Below are 21,785 nucleotides of genomic sequence, written 5' to 3' on the forward strand. Positions count from 1 at the left end.
ATTCTCGAAAAAGGAGCTGTCTTGTTGAATCCCTATGAAACAGATCAATCTCTAGTCCATAAGAATGAGGGGCGCTATTTTGCGATAGCGCTGATTTTCAGCATTATGGTTTATTTTTGTTTGTTGTTTTCCCTTGTCTTTATTATCGTAATTCCGATATTGTTTTTACTGCCGCTGCTTGCGCAAGGAATTATGCTCGCCAGCATTCGGGTGAATGGCGTTAGAATAACGCCGAGACAATTTCCTGAAGTGTTTGCAGTCGTGCAGGAGCAATGCAGCAAAATGGGCTTTGCCGTCGTCCCGGATGTGTATGTAATGGAATCCAGCGGCATTTTAAATGCGTTTGCTTCGCGATTTTTTGGCAGAAACATGGTTGTGCTTTATTCGGATTTGTTCGAGCTTATTCAGAAGGGTGGAGAAAAGGAGCTGACCTTTGTCATTACGCATGAGCTCGCCCACATCAAACGAAACCATCTAACTAAGCAGCTGCTAATTATTCCAGCCTTATGGCTGCCTTTTATTGGGGAAGCGTATTCTCGTGCTTGTGAGTATACCTGTGACCGCATGGCTGTCTATTTTACGAATGATGTTGATGCAGCAATGGATGGCTTAACGATATTGGCGATAGGCAAATCGCTCTATAAGCGTGTTGATCGAGAGGAGTATCTCTTGCAAGCCAGCTATGAGAAAGGTTTTTTTGTATGGCTGGCTGAGAGGCTGTCAACGCATCCTTCTCTACCTAAACGTATATATGCCATTCAGCAGTTTTCTGGCATTCCTTCTAATATTGTATTTAAAACAACGAGAAAAGGTATTGTTATTGCGATCGTGTCTGTACTCGTGGTTGGAACCTTATCCATCGGATGGTTGGTTTCCATCTCTGCAAGTACATTAGTGACCATGATAAAGGAGGCTTCATCAGGAGAGGATTTGCTTGGCGCAGCATCAGAAGGGAAGCTAACTGAGGTGCAATCGCTGCTCGATTCAGGCGCAAATCCGGATACGGCAGATGAGGAAGGATGGACCTCACTGATGTGGGCTGCTCAATTAAATAATACGGAGATTGGCAGAGCGCTGCTCGAAGCAGGAGCGAATCCCAATCTAGTTGAGACAAGTTATGAAGAGACAGCGCTCACTGTAGCTTTGTATAATAACAGTTTGGAAATGGTCATGCTGCTTCTGGAGGAGGGGGTAAACCCCGATTTGCAGGACAGCACCGGATGGACTCCGCTAATGACTGCAGCGAGCAACGGCGATATGGAAGCGACAAGATTGCTGCTGAAGGCAGGCGCTAATCCTATGAAATACGATGATAATGGATATACGGCCGGGGATTATGCTTTGGATTACGGGTTTGAGGATATTGCGGCATTACTTCTAAAAATAGGTGATAATATATAAAAAAAAAAGAAGCTTGAGCAATCAAGCTTCTTTCATCTATGTAACAAGCTCTTCATTTGATTAACGGTGGTCGGGACGACACGATTTGAACATGCGACCCCCTGGTCCCAAACCAGGTGCTCTACCAAGCTGAGCTACGTCCCGCTAAAAAAAAGTGGTGCCGTCGAGAGGACTTGAACCCCCAACCTACTGATTACAAGTCAGTTGCTCTACCAGTTGAGCTACAACGGCACGTGTTTTTCGTTTTGCACAAGATGTATTATTACATAGAATAATATTAGATTGCAAGAGTTTTTTTGAAAAAATAGAAGAAAAATAAAAAGGGGATTTTTGGAAGAAAAAGAAGCCTCCCTGCATGATGCTGAGGGGGCTTCTTCTTTGTTTTACTTCGTTATGCGATTTCGCCTTCAACTTCTTCTTCATTACGCTGAATGAGCATTTCGACTTTGCGAATTCGGTTTTTACTAGTTTCACGTATGATGAATTTATAATTTTCGTAAAAGTGCTCTTTGCCGGGCTTCGGATCTGTCACCTGGCTGTAAAGCCAGCCGCCAACCGTATCGACATCTTCTTCTTCGAAGTTCATACCGGTTAAGTCGCTAAGCTCAGTAAGCGATACTTTTCCGTCAAGAAGGTAGCAATGCTCGTCAAGCTGTTCAATTTCTTTGCGCTCGTCGGCATCGAACTCATCTCGAATTTCTCCCACGATTTCCTCTAAAATGTCTTCAATCGTAATTAGACCGGAGGTACCGCCGTATTCATCCACCAGGATGGCGATATGAACTCGCTCGAGCTGCATCCGTTTTAATAGCATTTTTACAGGTGTAACCTCGGAAACGCTTAGAACGGGATGAACTAGCTTTTTGAAATCAAGTTCACGATCCGTCTCATATTCTAAGAAAAGCTGTTTCGTGTTGATCATGCCGACAATATTGTCCTTGCTCTCAAGTGCAACTGGGAAGCGTGTATATTGTTCCTTGCGAATAATTTCCATATTTTCAGTTAACGATTTGTTTGTATATAAACAGATCATGTCGGTGCGAGGCACCATAATTTCTTTGGCAAGCAGCTCGTCAAAGGCGAAGATGCGGCTTACATAGCCATACTCTGTATTGTTAATTTTTCCACTCTGATAGCTCTCATTAAGAATGATTTGAATTTCTTCTTCCGAATGCGCTTCTTCATGCTCCGTAGCAGGTTTTAATCCGAACAAGCGAACCAAGGTATTGGCTGATCCGTTGAGGAACCAAATGAATGGAAACAAAATTTTGTAAAATAGAATAATCGGTTTAGCTGTTAAAAAACTGATGAATTCTGCTTTTTGGATCGCCCACGTTTTTGGTGCGAGCTCACCGACAACGACATGCAGAAAAGTCACCGAAATAAAGGCAATGAAAAAGGATAGAATATGACTAATATCATCATTAATTTCTAACTGTTTAAACAAGGGTAAAAGCATTTTTTCTACTGTTGGTTCTCCCAGCCAGCCCAGCCCGAGCGCTGTAATGGTAATACCTAATTGGCAGGCTGACAAGTAGGCATCCAGATTACTCGTGACCTGTTGAACGGCAAGCGCGTTCTTCCGGCCCTCAAGAACTAACTGATCGATCCGACTGGAGCGAAGTCTAATGATGGAGAACTCCGTTGCGACGAAAAAAGCAGTTAATAAAATTAGAAGAGCAATCATGAATAAATTGAATCCTATACCCATTTCCGTTTCTCACTACCCTTTTTTTATTATATTTTTTATTCTTATGATCTACTATAACGAATCATAACAGGATATGACAACTCTCATATCCAACGGTAAACGCCTTCTATCTGCATTTAAAGTGATTCTATAAGCTGGAAAAGCTAGTTCTCATTGATTATCGAGCCTTTACAAGCGTCAAACTCCGGCATATGATGAGTTCATATGAACTACAACATAGCATGTACGACGAAACTGCGAGGAGGAAGGGATATGGAGTCCTTTACGATTACTCGAAAAGAGATGGCGTGCCTGCTGCTTGCCTTGGACGGCAAGCATGGTCAGAAGCCGCTTCAGGTACTGCAAGCCGCATGGACCAAAACACATCAGGGCGATTTGGAAAAAGGGTCGGGATTGCCTGCGTTTTTATCCACGCTGCTGCCTCCAATTATTGAGAAGCTAATTAAAGGCAATGAGCTCAAAGGCTTCTCACTTCATGATATAGCTGCGCTCGGCAAGCTGATTGAATATTCAAATCTATCGATAACTTCGATGCAGAATTGGGTAAAGCGTGATTTCAAGCTTTATTTTGATTGTCCAAAGGCAGGTAAAAAATATTCGCTTAATCAAGCGGCGTTATTGTTCATTATTGATGATTTAAAGTCAAATTTAGATTTTGAATCTATACGCAAGCTGTTTGAGATTATTTTTAAGAAGCCGGAGGACATGGCAGATGATCTTATTGGTCCAATTGAACTATATGCAGCATACACAAGTATGTTTGAGGAATTGGATGCTAATAACGATCAATTGCTTGATATTTCCGGTCATTTGAAGGAGCATCCGCATCAGGATCAACTGACTGAGCATGTGATTCGCTCCTCAGCGAATCAATTTGCCAGCCGACTGCCCAATTTATCGGAGAAGCAATGGGAAGCGGTTCGTAATATTTTACTCGTTGCGGTTATATCGATTCAGACGTCTTACTTTCATTCGTTGGCCAGGCGTTATTGCAACGCGACTTTATTTCTAAATCCGGAGTAAATTAGGTCTAATGGTATGTACAAGCTCTCTGAAATAACCTATACTGGGGAGTGTTGTAAATAAACAGACATAGACAAACTGAAAAGGCAAGCTAATTGAAAGATTAGTACGCAAAGTTATGGGCCTAAGGTGTTCACACTACGGCGGCCAGACCGCCGGAAGGATATAAGCGATATTGAAGCTGTCCGCCTCCTGTGGCTGGATAGCTTTTTTGCTTATTTCAGGAAACAGAGGAGAGAGAAAACATGTTTCTTAAAGTGTGGATGGAGAGAATTGCAAAGATTTCAAAGAGGCTGAATACTAAGAAAATAACGACCAGGCTGCTCATTATTTGTGCAATCATTACTATTTTTAATTTAGGTTCCGGTATTTTTATTTACGTACAGAATCTCTCAGTAGCCAGCTCCATTGAAAATTCAGAAGAGCTGTCAAAAGCAGAACGTAATTATCAAAGCATTTCAAACCAACTGCTGAAGACGATGCTGCTTATGGTCGATGCCATCGAGAATGGACAAAGCGATGCGGAAGCCGTAATGAAAGATTTGGAAGGCTTGCCTCCAAAGATCGATGAATTAGAGAAACAGCTTATTGAAATGGACAAAGACTATCCCCCTGTCACTGAAGATGGTCCTAGATATGCGAATCAAGTTGGAGTTATCCGGCTTGCACTAGACAATCTTAAACAGACGAGTACAGATGTTACTGGTTTAACGATAGAAGAAAAATCGCTGCGGGTCAGTAATTTGATCGGCGTCTACACGATTATCCTTAACTATTCCAATGATATGATGACTGATCGATTAACCCGCGATGCGGGTATAACACAAACAGCGCTTAACAATGACGTATCAAGTGCCAACATGATTGTACTGATCAACGTTATCTTACTTGCGATTTTGCCGGCGCTTATGATTTTTGCCGTCACGAGATCGATTAAGACGGGACTTTCCGGCATTACAAGAAGAATTCATGCTTACGGTGACAATAACTTTACAACTCAGGAAAAGCTCGTTCGTTCTGATGAGTTTGGAGATATCGATGTTGCATTGGCAGCAATGGGCGATAATTTACGGGAAACCATTAAGGCTACATTAACGGTCAGCGAATCTGTACTGCAAGTTTCACGCAATATGGACACGATGATTGGCAGCAATCGTAAAGCTTCCGAGGATGTGAAGGGTCAGGTTGATCTTGGCAGAGAAGCACTGCTCTCACAGTATGATGATGCATCATCAATCTCAGCAGTAACCGAGCAAATTTCTGCCAGCTCGCAGCAAATTGCAGCTTCCAGCGAGTACATAAATAATGACATGCAGCAGATGAAGCAATCTTCTCAAAGCGGGTCACAGCAAATGGCTGGCGTAGTCTCAATGGTTAACGAAACCGTTGAACAGTTTGCTAAGCTGACTGAAGCTTTCGAAGCTATGAATTCTCGTTATAATAATGTTGCTAAGTTTTTGAATGGCATTCAGGATTTGAATACGCAAACGAACCTGCTGTCTCTCAACGCATCGATAGAATCAGCCAGGGCAGGCGAGCACGGCAGAGGTTTCGCGGTAGTAGCGGATGAGATTCGGAAGCTGTCTGGCCAGACGGATACGATCTCCAAACAAATCACGAAGGAATTGACGCTCATTCAAAACGATGTAGCCGCCAGCAGCCGCACCATTGGCAGCTTTGCCAATGTGATCGATACGACACGACAAGTATCGGAAACGGCTAGCGGTACTTTCCAGGCTTTAGAATCGCAGAGTGCGGTGCTATCGGATCAGATGAGTGAAATTTCTACTGCGATTAGCGAAATTACATCGGGCATGACGCATATTGTTTCTGCAGTTGACAAGCTGCTTAATACGTCATCGGATGTAAATGGGAAAATGGAGCATATGAGCGAGCTGTCCGTTAAGCAAAATGATATTTCGGATGAATTGCGCACTTTGGCTGAGAAGCTGACAGGTTCCTCGCATGAGTTGAAGGAAAAGGCTTCGGTATTTAAGCTTTAAACGCGATACTTGCTTGATTTAGACCGTTCAGCTCTGAGCTGAACGGTTTTTTCCTGCTTATTCTTAGGATGGACAGGTACGCTTGTCATATAAAAGTCATACTACCGTTAGTTTAGTCACAGCTTGAGCAGTATAATAAATCGTTGTACATATAAGATATATAAGTTGAGCTTGAAAATGGAGTTATAGCGAAGCGAGAAGATCGTTCTGGAGAAACGAAGTGTTCGCCTTTGCAGCCGTATTCTTACCTCTAAAGGTCTAACAAAATCAAAGAATCTGGCTGCAACAGCGATCGTAAGAATGATCTTCTCGCGCAGCGCTCACAACGTAAATTTCTAGTTCAACTTATATTGCTAGAAAAAGATGGAGGTAGTGGAGAATGACAACTGTAAAATTTCCTGATGATTTTAAATGGGGAACGGCGACGGCTGCTTATCAGATTGAAGGTGCGTACGATGAAGGGAATCGTGCTCCGAGTATATGGGATACGTTTGCGAAGACGCCTGGAAAAGTTCTGAATGGTGATACAGGAGATGTGGCTTGCGATAGTTACCATCGTATTGATGAGGATATTCGGTTGCTTAAGGAGCTTAATGTTGACGTGTATCGTTTTTCGATTGCATGGCCGCGCATCATCCCGCAAGGAAGAGGCGAAGTGAATGCTGAGGGTATTGCTTATTATGAGGAGCTCATAGACAAGCTGATTGCTAACGGCATTGAACCGTTCGTTACGCTTTATCACTGGGACTTGCCGCAATCACTGCAGGATGAGGGAGGCTGGGAAAATCGGGCTACGATTGATGCCTTCGTTGCCTATTCAGAAGCAGTGTTTCATGCATTCAATGGCAAGGTGAAGAAGTGGATCACGCTGAACGAGCCTTGGTGCATCTCGATATTGTCCAATTATATCGGAGAGCATGCGCCAGGGAAACAGGATTTGCAAACGGCACTTGATGTTGCCCATCATATTCTAGTGGCACATGGCAAATCAGTTAAGCGGTTCAGAGAGCTAGCTATCGAGGGCGAGATTGGTTATGCACCGAATACAGAGTGGAGAACGCCTTACAGCACCTCGCCTGAGGATGTTTTGGCAACGCAGCTTCGCAGCGGTTCATTTAATGAATGGTTCCTATCGCCGGTACTTAAAGGTGAATATCCTGAGCTGCTAATGAACTGGTATGAGAAAAAAGGCTTTACGGTAAAAATCGAGCCAGGAGATATGGATATTATCTCGCAGCCAATCGATTTTCTCGGCATAAACTATTATACGGGCAGCTTCATTCGGCATGCGAGCGGAAACGATATCTTCGATAGTGAGGAAATTAGCTCAAGCTTGGGGAAAACTGATTTTAACTGGAATATTTATGCGGATGGCTTCTATCAGGTATTGTCATGGATTACGGCAACCTATGGTCAAATTCCGATTTATATTACGGAGAATGGAGCTTGCTATGAGGCTGATCTAGTGGACGGAAAAGTGAATGATGAAGCAAGAATTAATTTCTTGCGCGATCATATTATGGCTCTTCACCGTGCAATATCGTCGGGCGTTCCTGTAAAAGGCTATATGGTATGGTCCCTCATGGACAACTTCGAGTGGGCCTTCGGTTATTCGAAGCCTTTCGGACTTGTACATATCGACTTCAATACATTGGAAAGAACACCGAAAGAAAGCTATTATTGGTACAAACAACTTTCTTCTAGCAATCAACTGGAAGTTTAAAATACGCAGCGCTTTAAAATAAAAATCAGGCAACCTGCCAATAAACAGGTGGGATGCCTGATTTTTTTTCGCGATTTGCTTACAATACGATGACAGCATGTACAGCTGCAGCGGAATGACTGGTTGACGCCATGAGAATGAAAGTGGTTCAATTAAATTATGACAACAGAGAGGGCAGTGGATATCTATGTTTGAACAATTTAAGAAAGCATCCAGAATGAGAGTGCTTCCGGTTATGCTAATTCCAATAGCGCTTGGTTCACTGGGTGCTTACGTTTGGAATGATATTTTTAATCTATATTTATTTATTGTAACGTTAATTGGAGCAGCAGCTGCTCATTTATTTTCCAATATGATTAATGATTTATGGGATTACTATAACGGTACGGATGCAGCGGCCCAGAGTACACAAGGGGCGATAGCGACAAATTCTGGTTATTTGACGAAAGGCACATGGAGTATTCGCATGTTTGCGGCTGTTACATGGGGTCTGCTGGCAATAGCGGCGGTTTGTGGAATTATTCTTAGTATTTATAGCGGCTGGCTGGCGCTTGTATTCGGTTTGCTTGGTGCGCTTATTGCTTATTTTTATGTTGCGCCGCCAATTAAGTTTGGTTACCGCGGCAAGGGCTATAGTGAAATAGCTATTTTGATATCTTTTGGCGTGCTGCCAGTGGTAGGCGCCTATTTTGTACAAACGTCGCTGCTTGATTATCGTCCACTGCTGCTCTCGCTTCCCATTGGACTTATGACAACGCTCATTTTATTTAATCATCACTTTCTGCACTGGCAAGCAGACAAGCAGGCGGGCAAGAAGACGTTAGTTGTAGTGTGGGGGGAGCAGCGGGCGCTGCTATTTTCAAAAATATTACTTGTACTTGCCTGTATCTCACTCATCATCTGTGTCTTGGCACAGGCGCTTCCGATCTATGCTTTGCTAGCACTGCCGACAGTCATTCCGCTTTACCTTGTGTATGGCAGATTATCGTCGCATAATGAATCTATCGCGTATGCGCCATTAATGGCTGCTTCGTTGAAAGCAACGATTCGCAGTGGAGTTATTATGATTGCAGCTTTAATTATTCAAGGGCTCATTTAAACATTTCAGCTTAGAAAGAGGTCATCGAACAATGGACAACAAAAGGATTTTAGGAGACTTTCATACGATATTAAACGAAGGAGAGGTCTGGAAAATTGGTGGTTTTCCACTGCAGGATGGCTCTTTCTGGGAGTATCGCGAACCGAATGCAGTCGTTATCGTACGCAACGGCATTCTATATGTACGCGCTCCACTTAGCCGCTCCAATAATCAAATCCAAATTCTTGACAACGCGAAGCATATGTATTATTCTGCGGAGCCGGTCGTTGTTCCGGAATCGGGTGAAATAAGCTTTGAGCTTCAAATCCGGGCCCGCTCGCAAAATACGGCGCCAAATGATTTGTATGATGGCTATGTTTCATTGAACCTGCTCGACTTTACGACAGGCGGAGCGCTTGATTTCTTTGCCGGTAACGATAAGTACGCCAGCGTCTATGCTGTTCTTCCATTTCCAGGCGTTACAGTGCCTGAAACGGATAAAACACGATATTTTTGCATATTTAAGGAAGATACAGAGTTTGATGCGCGTGAGTTCAACACTTACAAAATTACGTATAATCGTTCTGAGGACGAAGCGGTGTTTTTCGTCAATGGACGAGAGGTGAGAAGAGAGCGGAATATTCCCGTGAAATTTAATCAATTTACAGTTGCGCTCGGCATCATGACAGAAAAAGATTTGACGCCGGAGGGCAGCGTATCCGTACATGGACAAACGGTCACAGCGGAATGGTCTCCGGTTACGATAGAAATAAAAGAGTGAGCTGTATGAAGGAGCTGCGCTATGTTATTTGTTCTTATTGCCTTGTGGGCTATTGCAGCAATTATTTGGCTCTCTGATCGGCACGCATCCGTCAATCACTGGTTCGGCGCCGTAGCGTTTAGCGGTGGAGCGGGTGCGCTAGCTGCTGTACTGGACATGCAATGGCTTCCCGCAGCAGCGGAAGCAGGAATGAATGAGGTGGCGCAGCAACTGCTGTATCGCCTGCAAGCGGTAGCCTCGCTAACTTCCTATTACGGATTGCCTTATTCTTTCCTGCTGTTTGCGATTTCGTATCGGCCAGTGCGCCTATCGAAGCGTTTGCAGCAAAGTCTCCCGTTGCTGTTATTGATCCCGATTATTTTTTGTATCGTATTTACACCATTTTATACAGAGATGTATCCCATTTCCTTTTCCATCGTTGTTTGGTGGGCAGTTCCTTATATTTTGCTTGGTGCGGTGCAGGTGCTGCTCAAGCGACAGCTTCACGCTTCATTTTCGCGAACGCATTGGATTATTTGTTCAGCGGTGCTGCCGCCGGTCATGTTCTGCATGGTTATGAATTATGTGCTGCCTAGCTTTGGAATGCTGAGAATGTGGGTTTACAATACGTGGATTGTTGGCCTTGGGGTTACTGTGTTTGTCGTTGCACTATTTACTTATGGCTTTATGGGTGTTCGGGTTAATATCGTTAGGCGGAGATTTGATTCGACGCTGCGCGCGGTCACTTCAGGTACGGCCATTCTTAATCATGCCATAAAAAATGACGCTGGAAAGATGCGTTTGTTCTCAGAGAAGATGAAAGCATATGCGATCGAAACCAATCAGCAAGAGCTGCTGCAGGATGTTGAAACGGTGCTTCGTGCTTCGCGTCATATGCAGGAAATGCTTCAACGCGTTCATCGGCGAACAGAGGATCTAGTATTGCGCGTAGAGAATACGGATATTGCAGCACTCGTAGAGCAAACGATGAAGGGCTACGAGCCGACCCTTGGCAAAATCAAGCTGAGCATGAATTTAATTAAGGGCTGGCGCTGCCTGATCGATCCTGCCCAGGTAAGTGAAGCTCTTGGCAATATTGTTGCCAATGGATTGGAAGCTATGCAGGGCAGCGGCGAGTTGTTCATTCATTTGTATGAGACGAAGCGAGAGCTTGTGCTAGAGGTAAGAGATACCGGGCCAGGCATGGTCAAAAGTGAGATGACGAAGGTTCTTGAGCCTTTTTACACGACAAAAAACGGAAGCGATACCAATTTTGGGCTTGGACTGCCCTATGCCTATCATGTAATGCGCAAGCATAAAGCAATGCTTGGAATGCGCAGCAAGCCGGGAGAAGGGACATCTATTTATTTAACCTTCCCAAAACGGAGCGTTCAAGCGGTTAAAGGAGAATTGGGGCTGGCAGAGAGGGGAGAAGCAAATGGATAGCATTCGGGTTTGGATTATAGAAGATGATCAGGATTGGCTGCGAGGCCTTGTCGCCTATTTAAATAAGGAGTCAGACCTTCATGTGGTTTGGACGGCAAGCAAAGCCGAGGACGTGCGTAAGGCGCTGCAGGACGGTATTGCGCACTCGACTGCCGCAGATGTTATTTTGATGGATATTATGCTGGATGGCAGGCCAGAGGGTATTCTTCTAGCAGAGGAGACGGCGGTAGCGACGGGAGCGCGAGTCATTATGCTGACCTCAATGGAAGCAAAGGAGCTTATTTTTCGGTCCTTTCAAGCCGGAGCCATCGATTATCAGATCAAATCTGATTTTGAAAGCTTGCCAGAGGCAGTAAGATCCGCATATCGCAGCCAATCACCGATTAATGCGGCAGTTGCCGAGCGCATGAGGGAGGAATTCCGCAGGCTAAAGCTGCTTGAGCGAGAGTTCGAGGTGAAGAAGCTGGGTGATCTGATTACCCCCTCTGAGCTGCAGCTGCTGGATTTAATTGATCAAGGCTATACGCAGCCGCAGATTGCCGATAAGCTTGTCGTATCGCTGCGCACAGTCAAAAACCATGTTAATCACATATTAAAAAAGCTTAATCTTACCGGTTCACGTGAAGCGGCTAATAAAGCTAAGGAAATGGGTTTATTCCATAAAAATAATAACGAGGATAGTACCAAATAGAATTGGTACTATTTTTTTTTTGTTCTTTTCCGCAAAATAAAGCTAAGCGTATACGTTTGTAGGTGGGATTGGAGTTGAAAATGATGGTTTTTGAGCTGTTCTCGACTGCGCATTTTGCGGCATTGGCCGTTTTGTTCCTGGTTGGCTTGGGTATAATATTGTGCCGGACACGATTGAGAAAGCCAGAGCTTAACCGAAAGGCTCGTTTTGGGCTGGCTTTTCTGCTGTTAGGCTGTGAGCTTTCTTTACAGCTGTTCTCTTTAGCTGAGCACAGCTGGTGGATAGGTTCTTTACCTTTTCAGCTGTGCAGCTTGATGGTCTTAGTCAGCGCTGTTGTCTTGGTTGTAAATCATAAAGGGTCTTATGACATCATTTTTTTTGTTGGAAGTATGGGTGCTCTGCAGGCACTGCTCACACCGAATTTAGATGAAACCTTTCCTCATTTCCGGTATTTTAATTTTTTTATCGCACACATAGCGATTGTCGCGGCGGCTATTTATATTATCGCAGTGGAACGATACCAGCCAAGCTTCCGTTCTGTGCTTCGTGCATGGCTATGGCTGCATTTGCTCGCTATCCCAGCCGCCTTAACGAACCTAATCACTGGGACGACTAATTTTATGTTTTTGGCCCGCAAGCCCGCAACTGCATCCTTGCTTGATTTTCTTGCTCCGTGGCCGTGGTATCTTTTGCAGCTTGAGGTAGTAGCTTTTGGCATTTTTTTTGCATTGTATGCAGCGCTTTGGTTGCTCCAAAGAAGAAGAGCTGCAAAGAAACATAATTAACGCTAGGTAGGGGATAATGAGCTTTAGTTCTGAGCAGGAACAGATCACATAATGGAGAGGCAGGAGAAATTATGACATCACAAGCCTTTATGGAAGCAGTTAAAGAACGGCGTTCGATTTATGGAATTAGCAAGGAGTCTGTCATTTCCGACGACAAAATTGTTGAATTAGTGCAGGAAGCGGTCAAAAACACGCCATCATCCTTTAACTCACAAAGCGCACGCCTTGTTGTATTGCTGGGCGATAGCCATAATAAATTTTGGGATATGACTACGAATACGCTTCGTGCGATAGTTCCAGCTGACCAATTTGAGCAAACAGAGCAAAAAATGAGTGGTTTCAAAAGCGGCTATGGGACGGTTCTATTTTTTGAGGATAAGAAGGTTGTAGACGGACTCATGGAAAGTTTTCCATCTTATGCGCAAAACTTTCCGATCTGGTCGCATCACTCGTCAGGCATGCATCAATTCGTTGTATGGACTGCGCTCGAGAAAGAAGGTTTCGGCGCATCGCTTCAGCATTACAATCCGCTTGTTGATGAAGAAGTGAAGCAAACATGGTCGTTGCCTGATTCATGGCAGTTGATTGCCCAAATGCCTTTCGGCAAACCGACTGTGGCGCCGGGAGAAAAGGAATTCAAGCCGCTGGACGAGCGTGTCAAAATATTTAAATAAGTGCTCCGCGGATATTATGCGGAAATCAAAGATCGTACCGAGGTTGGCGGTACGGTCTTTTTTAAATACAGGAAAGCAGATCATTTCGCCATACTTTCTCTATATTTCTCGGGAATGAAACGCACCATCGCCAAAAGGACGGCGACAGTCGTTTCACCTTGTGTATAGAAAACTATGCATTCTCCGGACCTGTTGATAACGATGCTGCACGAGCAGCCGGAGAGCGGATAACGAATTCTAACGGAAACCAGAGACGCTAAAGTTCCAATTTTGGTTAGTGTCACATTTTAACGGAAGTGGGAGACGCTATTACGCAGAAATGAAGCGAGATCCGGTATGTAGGATGCAAATAGAGGCCTGTATTTCCGTTACAATCTTGAAACGAAAAATAAAGCCGATTTAGCGTCTGTGGTTTCCGTTAGAAGTCCGAGCTGAAGCGTCTGCGATTTCCAATCACCCCGTAAGGGTGATTTTGTTTAATACAAGAAAGTAGATCCTTTCGCCATACTTTCTCTATATTTCTGGGAATGAAACGCGCTGACGCCGCCAAAGGACGGCGAGCCGTTTCTTCTTACTGGTTTAAACTTTCCAGAGCGACTATAATTGAGGTTGGCTTTAAAGTATAGAGATTGATGCAAAGACAGGGGTAAGCAGATGATAAAAGCAGTTTATTTTGATTTGGATGATACGTTATATGATCAACTGAAGCCTTTTCAATTGGCTGTGGAAAAAACTAGGTCGTTAAAGGTGAACAAAAGCAGCTTTCACATAGAGGATTTGTACAAAAGCATTAGGCTTCATAGCGATCGGCTGTGGGAGCAGCATATTTTAGGGCAGCTGTCTCTTCAGGAGCTGAGAATTATGCGCGCTACGGCTGCATTTGCCGAGCTTGGGTTCGAAGTATCTGCCGAAGCAGCGCTTGAGCTTCAGCAAAGCTATGAACAGGAACAATCGCGATTAATGCTTCGCGAAGGTGCTGCGGAGCTGTTTGGGCAGCTGAAGGAAGCTGGCATAGCTATTGGATTGATTACAAATGGGCCCGTTCTGCACCAACAGAGCAAAATTAAGGCACTCGGGCTGTTGTCTTACATAGACGAGAGGGCTGTTTATATTTCTGATGGAATCGGAATCGCCAAACCAGACGCTAATGTATTTCGGCATGTTCAGCGGCTCTCCGGACATTTGCCAGAGGAGATGGCTTATGTTGGCGATGCATGGCATAACGATATCGCGCCATCCTACCTTGCTGGCTGGACGCCCGTATGGCTGAATCCAAGAAAGCAAAGGCCAAATAAGGAGAATAGCGAGATAAACTATTTGGAATGTGAGTCGATTCAAGAGGTGTATCCGCTGCTTTTTTGAAAATATAGAGAAATATATCCTTTCGCCATACTTTCTCTATATTTCTCCGGAATGAAATATAGGGAACTAGCTGTTTGCTCTAAAAACATGTACAATAAAAACCGATATAGTTAAAGTATATAAATTGAACTAGAAACTTACGTTTTGGGCGCTGCGCGAGTAGATCATTCTTACGATCGCTGTTGCAGCCAGATTCTTTGATTTCCTAAGACATTTAAAGGTAAGAATCCACCTGCAAAGGCGAACACTTCGTTTCTCCAGAACGATCTTCTCGCTTCGCTATAACTTCATTTTCAAGTTCAACTTATATAGATTTATTTCACAATTTTATTCAATGCATAAGCTAGCTAGGAGGAGCCCCATGAGTATAGATCCGCGAATTATAAAAACCTTACTGCAGATTCAGCTTACGCCAAGTCTTGATTTGAAAGCAGCATCGAATCCTTTGCAGGCGACAACAGGCAATGGCACTTCTTCCTTATTTGATACTCTATTATCCCAATATATGTCTGATAGCGCGTCGGATAGTGCTTCCTCGCTTCCGATGCTGACAACAGATGCGCTTGCTCAGCTTTCTGCATTTGATCTTTCTGCGTTTGTAACGAAGATGGACGAAGCATCAACAGCGGGCACCAAGAGCGAATATGATGATATTATTCAACAAGCAGCCAGCAGGTATGGCGTAGATCCAGCCTTGATCCAAGCGGTCATCCAGACAGAGTCCGGATTTCGGTCAGATGCAGAATCAGGATCAGGCGCAAAGGGGCTAATGCAGCTAATGGATGGCACTGCCAAAGGGCTAGGTGTGACTAATTCATTTGACCCTGCCCAGAATATTGAGGGCGGGACTAAATATTTATCGATGCTGCTCAAGAAATACGACGGGAATGAGCAGGTTGCTCTAGCTGCTTATAACGCTGGTCCTGGACGAGTGGATCGAGCTGGCATACGAACGAATGAGCAGCTGATCGAGAAGCTTGAATCGCTGCCTGAAGAGACGCAGCGGTATGTTGTGAAGGTGCTGCAAGCGAAGTAGAACGGTGGCAGCAATAAGATCACGATTAAGCTCTACGCCGCTTGGCAGGAGCAATCGCTGATCTTTTTCTTTTTTTAAAATATAGGATAGTAAAAGTTTCGCCATACTTTCTCTATATTTCTCCGGAATGAAACGCACCACCGACATAAGAACGGCGACAGCCGGTTCACCTTGGAAAAGGAGACAATCTAACTATGCTATATTTTGATCACTGTGCTTCAACGCCGCCATATGATGAGGTCATCCAAACGATGATGGAAGTCATGAGGTCGCAGTATGCGAACCCATCCTCCTTGCATCGTTTTGGCATCGATACGAATAAGCTGATTGAGCGCTCGCGCTCACTGCTTGCCGAACGCATGCATACCACTAAGGGAGATTGGCTGTTCACCTCAGGTGGGACGGAATCCAACAATTTGGCGATTAAAGGGGTTGCCCGGCAATATGCGGGACGCGGAAAGCACTTGATTACATCGCAGATCGAGCATGCCTCTGTTTATGAGACTTTCGCACAGCTGGAGCAGGAGGGCTTCTGGGTAACCTATTTGCCTGTCTCTGAGTCCGGACATGTGCGCGTAGAGCAGCTGGAAGAGGCATTAACCGAGGATACGATACTTGTCAGCATTATGCATGTGAATAATGAGATCGGATCGATTCAGCCCATTGAGCAGATTGGGCGATTGCTCAGCCGTTATCCGAAGACGATGTTTCATGTCGACGCTGTCCAGAGCATGGGCAAGCTGCCCATTCCTATTGAGGAGTGGGGGGTTGATCTGCTTAGCGGATCTGCTCATAAGCTTAGAGGGCCTAAGGGAATCGGCTATTTGTATGTGCGGTCGGGCATAACATTGTATCCGATTCTGTCCGGAGGCTCTCATGAGCATGGCATCAGGCCAGGTACACAAAATGTACCGGGTATTGTAGCTTCAGCTAAGGCGCTGCGCATGTCGCTTGAGGCTATGGAGCAGCGTGAGCGCAAGATGAAGCTGCTGAGAGGGAAGCTCATCTCGATGATAAGCGGGATAGAGGAGCTTAAGCTAAATGGGGCGGAGCCGATAGCACCGCATATCGTCCATTTTTCTTACCCGGGCATGAAGCCGGAGGTCATCGTACACATGCTGGAGCAGCATGGTATAATGGCATCAACAAAATCAGCTTGCTCTTCTAAGGATGATAAGCCAAGCCGTGTCCTGCTTGCAATTGGCGCAACCCATGAGCAGGCGACAGGCGGCATACGCATCAGCCTAGGAGATGAGCATGAGGAGCGCGATATTGCTGCGCTAGGCGACGCGCTGCGTCAGATCGCCCAGCAATTAAAGCCGCTTGAGAGGAGATTGACTTAACTTTGCTTTATGATCAGGTAGTACTTCGTTATGGAGATTTAATGGTAAAAGGAAGAAATCGCAATAAATTTGAGAAGCGGATGCTTGAGCAGGTGAAGCAGGCTTTGCTCGCATATGAGAATGTGACTTATTACAAATCCTTTGGGCGTCTGTTTGTGCTGCTTAATGGACATTCGCATGAGCCGATTGTGGATAGACTAAAAGATTTATTTGGCATCGTTTCGCTCAGTCCGGTGGTCAGCACAGAGAATGATCTTGAGAAAATAAGAGCTGCGGCTCTTGGTCTCATGCAGGCACTGCCGGAGAAGCCAAAAACGTTCAAGGTAAGCGCGAAACGCGCGTGGAAAACGTTTCCACATACCTCGCAAGAAATGAATCATTTGGTCGGAGGACATGTTCTTCATGCTATTCCGGACCTTAAAGTGAATGTAAGCAAGCCTGAGGTTGAATTGCGAGTAGATATACAAAGTGAAGCTACCTATGTATTCTACGAAGTTATACCTGGGGCTGGAGGGTTTCCATTTGCTTCAAACGGCAAAGCAATGCTTCTGCTCTCAGGCGGCATAGACAGCCCTGTAGCAGGTTGGCTGGCTCTGCGCAAAGGTCTGGAGCTGGAGGCGGTACATTTTCACAGCTATCCTTTCACCAGCGAGCAGGCGAAGGATAAAGTGATAGAGCTGGCGAAAAGATTGTCGTATTTCAGCGGCGAGCCTATTAAGCTGCATCTGGTGCCCTTCACTGAAATTCAGACGACTTTGGTCCAAGCCAAAAGTGATAATCTCATCATAACGCTAATGAGAAGAGCGATGATGCGCATAACGGAGCAGCTGGCGGAGCGGAACGGGGCAAGTGGAATCGTAACAGGTGAAAGCTTAGGCCAAGTGGCTAGCCAAACGCTGCCCAGCATGAATGTGATTGGACGCGCGACGCAGCTTCCGCAGTTGAAGCCGCTGATTATGATGGACAAGCATGAAATTATTCGAATGGCAGAAAGAATTGGTACGTTTGAAACCTCGATACTGCCCTTTGAGGATTGCTGTACATTATTTTTGCCAAAATCGCCAAGCACTAATCCAAATCTTAGAATCGCCGAGAAAATTGAATCGCTCATACCGAATTATAAGCAATTGTTGCTGGATGCTGTCGAGGGTACAGAGGAGCTGCTACTTACGCCTATGCAGCAAACAACGGTTCAAACTGCAGGTGAGGATAGTTGGTTTTGATCATTTAAAGTTGAATGGACAGCCCATCAGGTCTTAAGCTTGATGAGGCTGTCCATTCTCTTTATCGCATTAGGAGGATAAACTATGTTTTATTCGCTAAAAAGTCGTTTAATTGCTATTTTCTTTTTGCTTTTTGTACTATCGTTCGTAACGATGTCGATTCTTTTGTTTAATCAGTCCCGTTCGATTATCCGCTCCTACATTGAGTCTTCTGCACTCGAGAAAATGGATGAATACGGCTCGTACATTGATATGGTTCAGATCCAAATCTATGATTTGGCATCGATTGTTTTTAATAGTGAGATTACAAGCAATTGGGATATGGCAGCATCTGATGCCAAGGCTTCGCCAGGAGAGAGAAACCTGGCTCATTACCGCATGAGCCAATTTTTGACTCAGACAACCAACAGCTACTCCAGTGTCTCTAGCGTAGCCATCTACAGACAGGAAGGCATGTGGGTCAGCAGCGGCAACCAAGTCGTCTCCGATTCTTCATTTCTAAACGAGGAATGGTATCAAGATTTTAAGAAAAAGGATGAATACTGGATTCCAGCGCACACAGATGCCTCGGAAATTCGCAATAATAACATGCATCCTGTAATAAGCATGCTCATGCCGATCGGTTCGTTTGAGCCTTCACTTACAAAAAGCGTTATGAAGGTTAATGTAAGCGCTGACTATTTTCTAGAGCCGCTAAGTCGTATCCATTTGGGAGAGAGCGGAACGATTTATTTGTTGGATCAGCTTGGTGAGCCGATGCTGTCTCAGACCGAGTATGGCCTGCATCAGGATATGGCAAAGCAGGTGGAGGATATACGCAGCGGCTGGAGAAAGCAGGGCGTAATCTATTTGAATAACGAGCAGGGCGATAAGGATATTTTAGTATACAAAAAGCTGTCTCAGACGAATTGGATGCTAATCGGCTTCGTCTCGGAGAAGGATTTGTACTCGCAGCTTTTCCGTCTGCGAAGCACCATTGTAATCGTCGCAGCTGTATTGCTCATTTTGTCTTTACTATTGGCGACTTGGCTGTCACACGGTATAACGAAGCCGCTCTCGCGGCTGGTGCTCGCCATGCGGCATGTGCAGAGAGGTGATTTTGACCTTGCAGAGAGCAGGCTAGCACCGGAGAAAAGCGTTCGGAATGAGGTTGGCTTCGCGACAGAGACCTTCCGCAACATGGTCACGCGCCTCAGGCAGCATATTAAAACTGAGTTTGAGCTGAAGCTGCTTAGGCAGCAAGCGGAATATAAGGCGCTCCTTATGCAAATCAATCCTCATTTTCTGTTTAATACGCTGGAGCTGATGAGCAGCTTGGCCATACAGAAAAGGACGGATGATACGGTAGAGGTTATTGAATCACTCGGAAAAATGATGCGCTTCTCTCTTAAAATTAGTGATGATCTCATCCGTCTTGAAGAAGAGCTTGTTTATGTCCGTTATTATATGTCGATTTTGCAGATTCGCTTCGGGGAAAGACTGGACATCTCGCTAGAAGAGAAGGGCGAGCTCGGGAGGCTGACGACGGTGAAGTTTATTTTTCAGCCGTTAATCGAAAATGCTGTTAAATATAGCTTTCTGCATCAAACAGATGCACAAGTACGTATTCAAGTAAGGCACGCGGAGGGAAGGGTTCATCTTATCGTCTCAGATAATGGTCCCGGGATGACCCCGGAACAGACCAAGGGGCTGTTGGAGTATTCGGCCTCCGCTCAGCTGGAGCATATTCTTGCAAGCCGCAATAGCCAGATTGGTCTAGGCAATGTCCTCTCCCGCTGCCGCTTATATTATGATTCGCGTTTCGAGGTTAAGATTGCTTCCACGCTCGGCGAGGGCACATGTATTGAACTCATATTACCTGCACAGGAGGAGCACCAGCATGTATAAAGTATTAATCGTGGATGATGAACCGGAAATTCGGCAGGGACTAAAGCTAAAGGTAGATTGGGACAGTTTAGGGCTGCGTATTGCAGGTGAAGCTTCAAATGGCATGGAAGCGCTGGAGAGGCTGGCATGCGAAGCTATTGATATTGTGATTACAGATATGAATATGCCTGTCATGGATGGGATGTCATTTCTTGATGCTTGTCATGAGCAGTATCCATCCTTACGCATGATTATCATTACAGGCTATGAGGATTTTCAATATGCAAGGTCAGCGATACGCAATCATGTTCGCGACTATTTGCTTAAGCCAGTCACCAGAAAGGAATTAACTTCAACGTTGGCAAACGTAAAGAAAGAGCTCGACAATGAGCGGCATAATCAGGATCAGGCAGCCATGATCCAGTGGCGTCTCTCGCAATATTACAAAGAGATGAAGGAGCACTTTATCGTACATCTCGTGAAAGAGGAAATCGACCAAGAGAGTATTGTCAAGGATCGTTCCCGATTGTTTGAGCTTGATTCATGGGAAAACAGGGAGGTGCGGTTTATAACCATTGGGCTAAGAGAACGTCCGGGGACAAACGGTACGGTTGAACGGACACCCGATAAGTTTCGGCTCCCATTCGAGATCATATCTAGAGAATGTGCGGAGAAGCATCTAGGGAGCATTGCGTTTTTTCGTGACGCCAATTACCCAGGCTTAATGCATTTTGTCATGCTTGTGGATGAGGAGCTGGAGCAGGATTTTACAAAGTCACTATACCAGAGTGTAGATACGTATATGGCATTCGAGCTCAAACTAGGAACAGGACAAGCGGTAAGCGGCTTTAAGCAGTGGAAGGAGGGCTATATTACCTCATTGCTGGCATGGAATTTGCCTTATGAACAGGTTGAACGACACTCGCACTCGCCTGAAGGACAGCCTGCTCTCTCAGAGCAAACGATTAGGCTTATCGAGAGGTATTTGACACGAGGAGAGCTTGAGTCATTTGAGAATGCCGTAAGACTTGAATTACAAGCAGGATTCGTCTCACAGCTTCGCTTTGTCAAAGTGATTTTCCAGCTTTATTTGATGCTTGAGACCATCGCACATGAATCACGAATAAGCCTTGAGAGCAGCGAGCAGCTTTGGCTCAGACCTGAAATGACGCTAAGTCTCGATACAGTAAATAAGGCAGAGCGGTTTCTCCTCCAAATTGCTGGCAAGATTGAGCGGAAGCGGCAAAGCGATTCACAAGAGAGCGACCCCTCCTTGATCTTAGCTGCCAAACATTTTATGGACGAGAATTATATGTATGATTTGAATTTGACGATGATTGCAGAGAAATTTAATTATAATGCCTCTTATTTCTCAGAAATGTTCAAAGCTAAAGTCGGGAAGACCTTTAATCACTATTTGAACGAGGTGCGCATGGCGGAGGCGACTCGCATGCTCAAAACGACAACGCTGAACCTCTGGGATATTGCGGAGCTAACAGGCTTCTCTAATGCGAGCTACTTCAGCTCTAAGTTCAAACGGATGTACGGCGTAACTCCTTCCGACTACCGGCAGCAGTCATCTGAAAAAATTGATAGCGAACTCCCGAAGAAATAGCATTCAATCTCCTTTACCTCTCCCTTATGATGATAGTACATCATT

17 protein-coding genes, 2 tRNA genes and 1 riboswitch are annotated in these 21,785 nt (G+C 45.0%); of the genes, 16 read left to right on the forward strand and 3 right to left on the reverse strand.

Translation table 11 applies throughout. From position 1 onward, the window contains the following. Positions 1-24 precede the first annotated feature (24 nt). The gene (locus tag MHI37_RS12830; protein WP_076335721.1) at positions 25-1,401 is read left to right on the forward strand and encodes a M48 family metallopeptidase; all 1,377 of its coding nucleotides are present in this window, start codon (positions 25-27) and stop codon (positions 1,399-1,401) included. Between the two features lie 67 nt (positions 1,402-1,468). Here the strand turns inward: MHI37_RS12830 and MHI37_RS12835 are convergent. The 3 genes from MHI37_RS12835 to MHI37_RS12845 all read right to left on the reverse strand — a co-directional run bounded on the left by MHI37_RS12835 (position 1,469) and on the right by MHI37_RS12845 (position 3,112). Then, positions 1,469-1,545 (reverse strand) — tRNA-Pro (locus MHI37_RS12835). An 11-nt stretch (positions 1,546-1,556) separates the two neighbouring features. Beyond that, positions 1,557-1,632, reverse strand: a tRNA-Thr gene (locus MHI37_RS12840). Between the two features lie 160 nt (positions 1,633-1,792). Continuing rightward, complete coding sequence (locus MHI37_RS12845; protein WP_076335720.1) at positions 1,793-3,112, reverse strand: hemolysin family protein; 1,320 nt, start codon at positions 3,110-3,112, stop codon at positions 1,793-1,795. A gap of 252 nt (positions 3,113-3,364) precedes the next feature. Between MHI37_RS12845 and MHI37_RS12850 the strand changes: the two genes are divergently transcribed. The 15 genes from MHI37_RS12850 (at position 3,365) to MHI37_RS12920 (ending at position 21,740) form a co-directional block, all read left to right on the forward strand. Further along, positions 3,365-4,135, forward strand: a complete 771-nt coding sequence (locus MHI37_RS12850) for a DUF1836 domain-containing protein (protein WP_076335719.1) — start codon at positions 3,365-3,367, stop codon at positions 4,133-4,135. 75 nt (positions 4,136-4,210) lie between these two features. Continuing rightward, positions 4,211-4,295: riboswitch (cyclic di-GMP riboswitch) on the forward strand. An 85-nt stretch (positions 4,296-4,380) separates the two neighbouring features. After that, a complete protein-coding gene (locus tag MHI37_RS12855) occupies positions 4,381-6,138 on the forward strand; it encodes a methyl-accepting chemotaxis protein (RefSeq protein WP_076335718.1) in 1,758 nt (585 codons plus the stop codon). A gap of 379 nt (positions 6,139-6,517) precedes the next feature. Beyond that, on the forward strand, positions 6,518-7,861 hold the full coding sequence (locus MHI37_RS12860) for a GH1 family beta-glucosidase (RefSeq protein ID WP_076335717.1): 1,344 nt from the start codon (positions 6,518-6,520) through the stop codon (positions 7,859-7,861). A gap of 187 nt (positions 7,862-8,048) precedes the next feature. Further along, entirely contained in the window at positions 8,049-8,960 is a 912-nt protein-coding gene (locus MHI37_RS12865) for a prenyltransferase (protein WP_076335716.1), read from the forward strand. Positions 8,961-8,991: 31 nt separating this feature from the next. Then, positions 8,992-9,720: a DUF6081 family protein gene (locus MHI37_RS12870; RefSeq protein WP_076335715.1), complete on the forward strand. Its 729-nt coding sequence runs from the start codon at positions 8,992-8,994 to the stop codon at positions 9,718-9,720. Between the two features lie 21 nt (positions 9,721-9,741). Further along, positions 9,742-11,145, forward strand: a complete 1,404-nt coding sequence (locus tag MHI37_RS12875) for a HAMP domain-containing sensor histidine kinase (protein ID WP_076335714.1) — start codon at positions 9,742-9,744, stop codon at positions 11,143-11,145. Beyond that, a complete protein-coding gene (locus MHI37_RS12880) occupies positions 11,138-11,836 on the forward strand; it encodes a response regulator transcription factor (RefSeq protein ID WP_076335713.1) in 699 nt (232 codons plus the stop codon). The genes MHI37_RS12875 and MHI37_RS12880 overlap by 8 nt, the downstream gene beginning before the upstream one ends. Before the next feature lie 80 nt (positions 11,837-11,916). Beyond that, positions 11,917-12,621: a TIGR02206 family membrane protein gene (locus MHI37_RS12885; protein ID WP_076335845.1), complete on the forward strand. Its 705-nt coding sequence runs from the start codon at positions 11,917-11,919 to the stop codon at positions 12,619-12,621. Positions 12,622-12,692: 71 nt separating this feature from the next. Continuing rightward, positions 12,693-13,295 carry a nitroreductase family protein gene (locus MHI37_RS12890; protein ID WP_076335712.1) on the forward strand — a complete coding sequence of 201 codons (603 nt, stop codon included), beginning with the start codon at positions 12,693-12,695 and terminating at the stop codon, positions 13,293-13,295. A 654-nt stretch (positions 13,296-13,949) separates the two neighbouring features. Then, positions 13,950-14,657, forward strand: a complete 708-nt coding sequence (locus MHI37_RS12895; RefSeq protein ID WP_076335711.1) for an HAD family hydrolase — start codon at positions 13,950-13,952, stop codon at positions 14,655-14,657. A gap of 361 nt (positions 14,658-15,018) precedes the next feature. After that, a complete protein-coding gene (locus MHI37_RS12900; RefSeq protein ID WP_076335710.1) occupies positions 15,019-15,693 on the forward strand; it encodes a lytic transglycosylase domain-containing protein in 675 nt (224 codons plus the stop codon). A 194-nt stretch (positions 15,694-15,887) separates the two neighbouring features. After that, a complete protein-coding gene (locus MHI37_RS12905) occupies positions 15,888-17,036 on the forward strand; it encodes a cysteine desulfurase family protein (protein ID WP_076335709.1) in 1,149 nt (382 codons plus the stop codon). 2 nt (positions 17,037-17,038) lie between these two features. Further along, positions 17,039-18,259, forward strand: a complete 1,221-nt coding sequence (thiI, locus tag MHI37_RS12910) for a tRNA uracil 4-sulfurtransferase ThiI (RefSeq protein WP_076335708.1) — start codon at positions 17,039-17,041, stop codon at positions 18,257-18,259. An 84-nt stretch (positions 18,260-18,343) separates the two neighbouring features. Beyond that, positions 18,344-20,146 (forward strand): sensor histidine kinase, encoded by a 1,803-nt coding sequence (locus MHI37_RS12915; RefSeq protein ID WP_076335707.1) that lies wholly within the window; start codon positions 18,344-18,346, stop codon positions 20,144-20,146. Further along, positions 20,139-21,740: a response regulator gene (locus MHI37_RS12920; RefSeq protein ID WP_076335706.1), complete on the forward strand. Its 1,602-nt coding sequence runs from the start codon at positions 20,139-20,141 to the stop codon at positions 21,738-21,740. The genes MHI37_RS12915 and MHI37_RS12920 overlap by 8 nt, the downstream gene beginning before the upstream one ends. The last annotated feature ends 45 nt before the right edge of the window (positions 21,741-21,785 follow it).

Origin of the sequence: Paenibacillus sp. FSL H8-0548, assembly GCF_038630985.1 — a bacterium.
In the GTDB taxonomy this organism is placed as follows: Bacteria; Bacillota; Bacilli; order Paenibacillales; family Paenibacillaceae; genus Pristimantibacillus.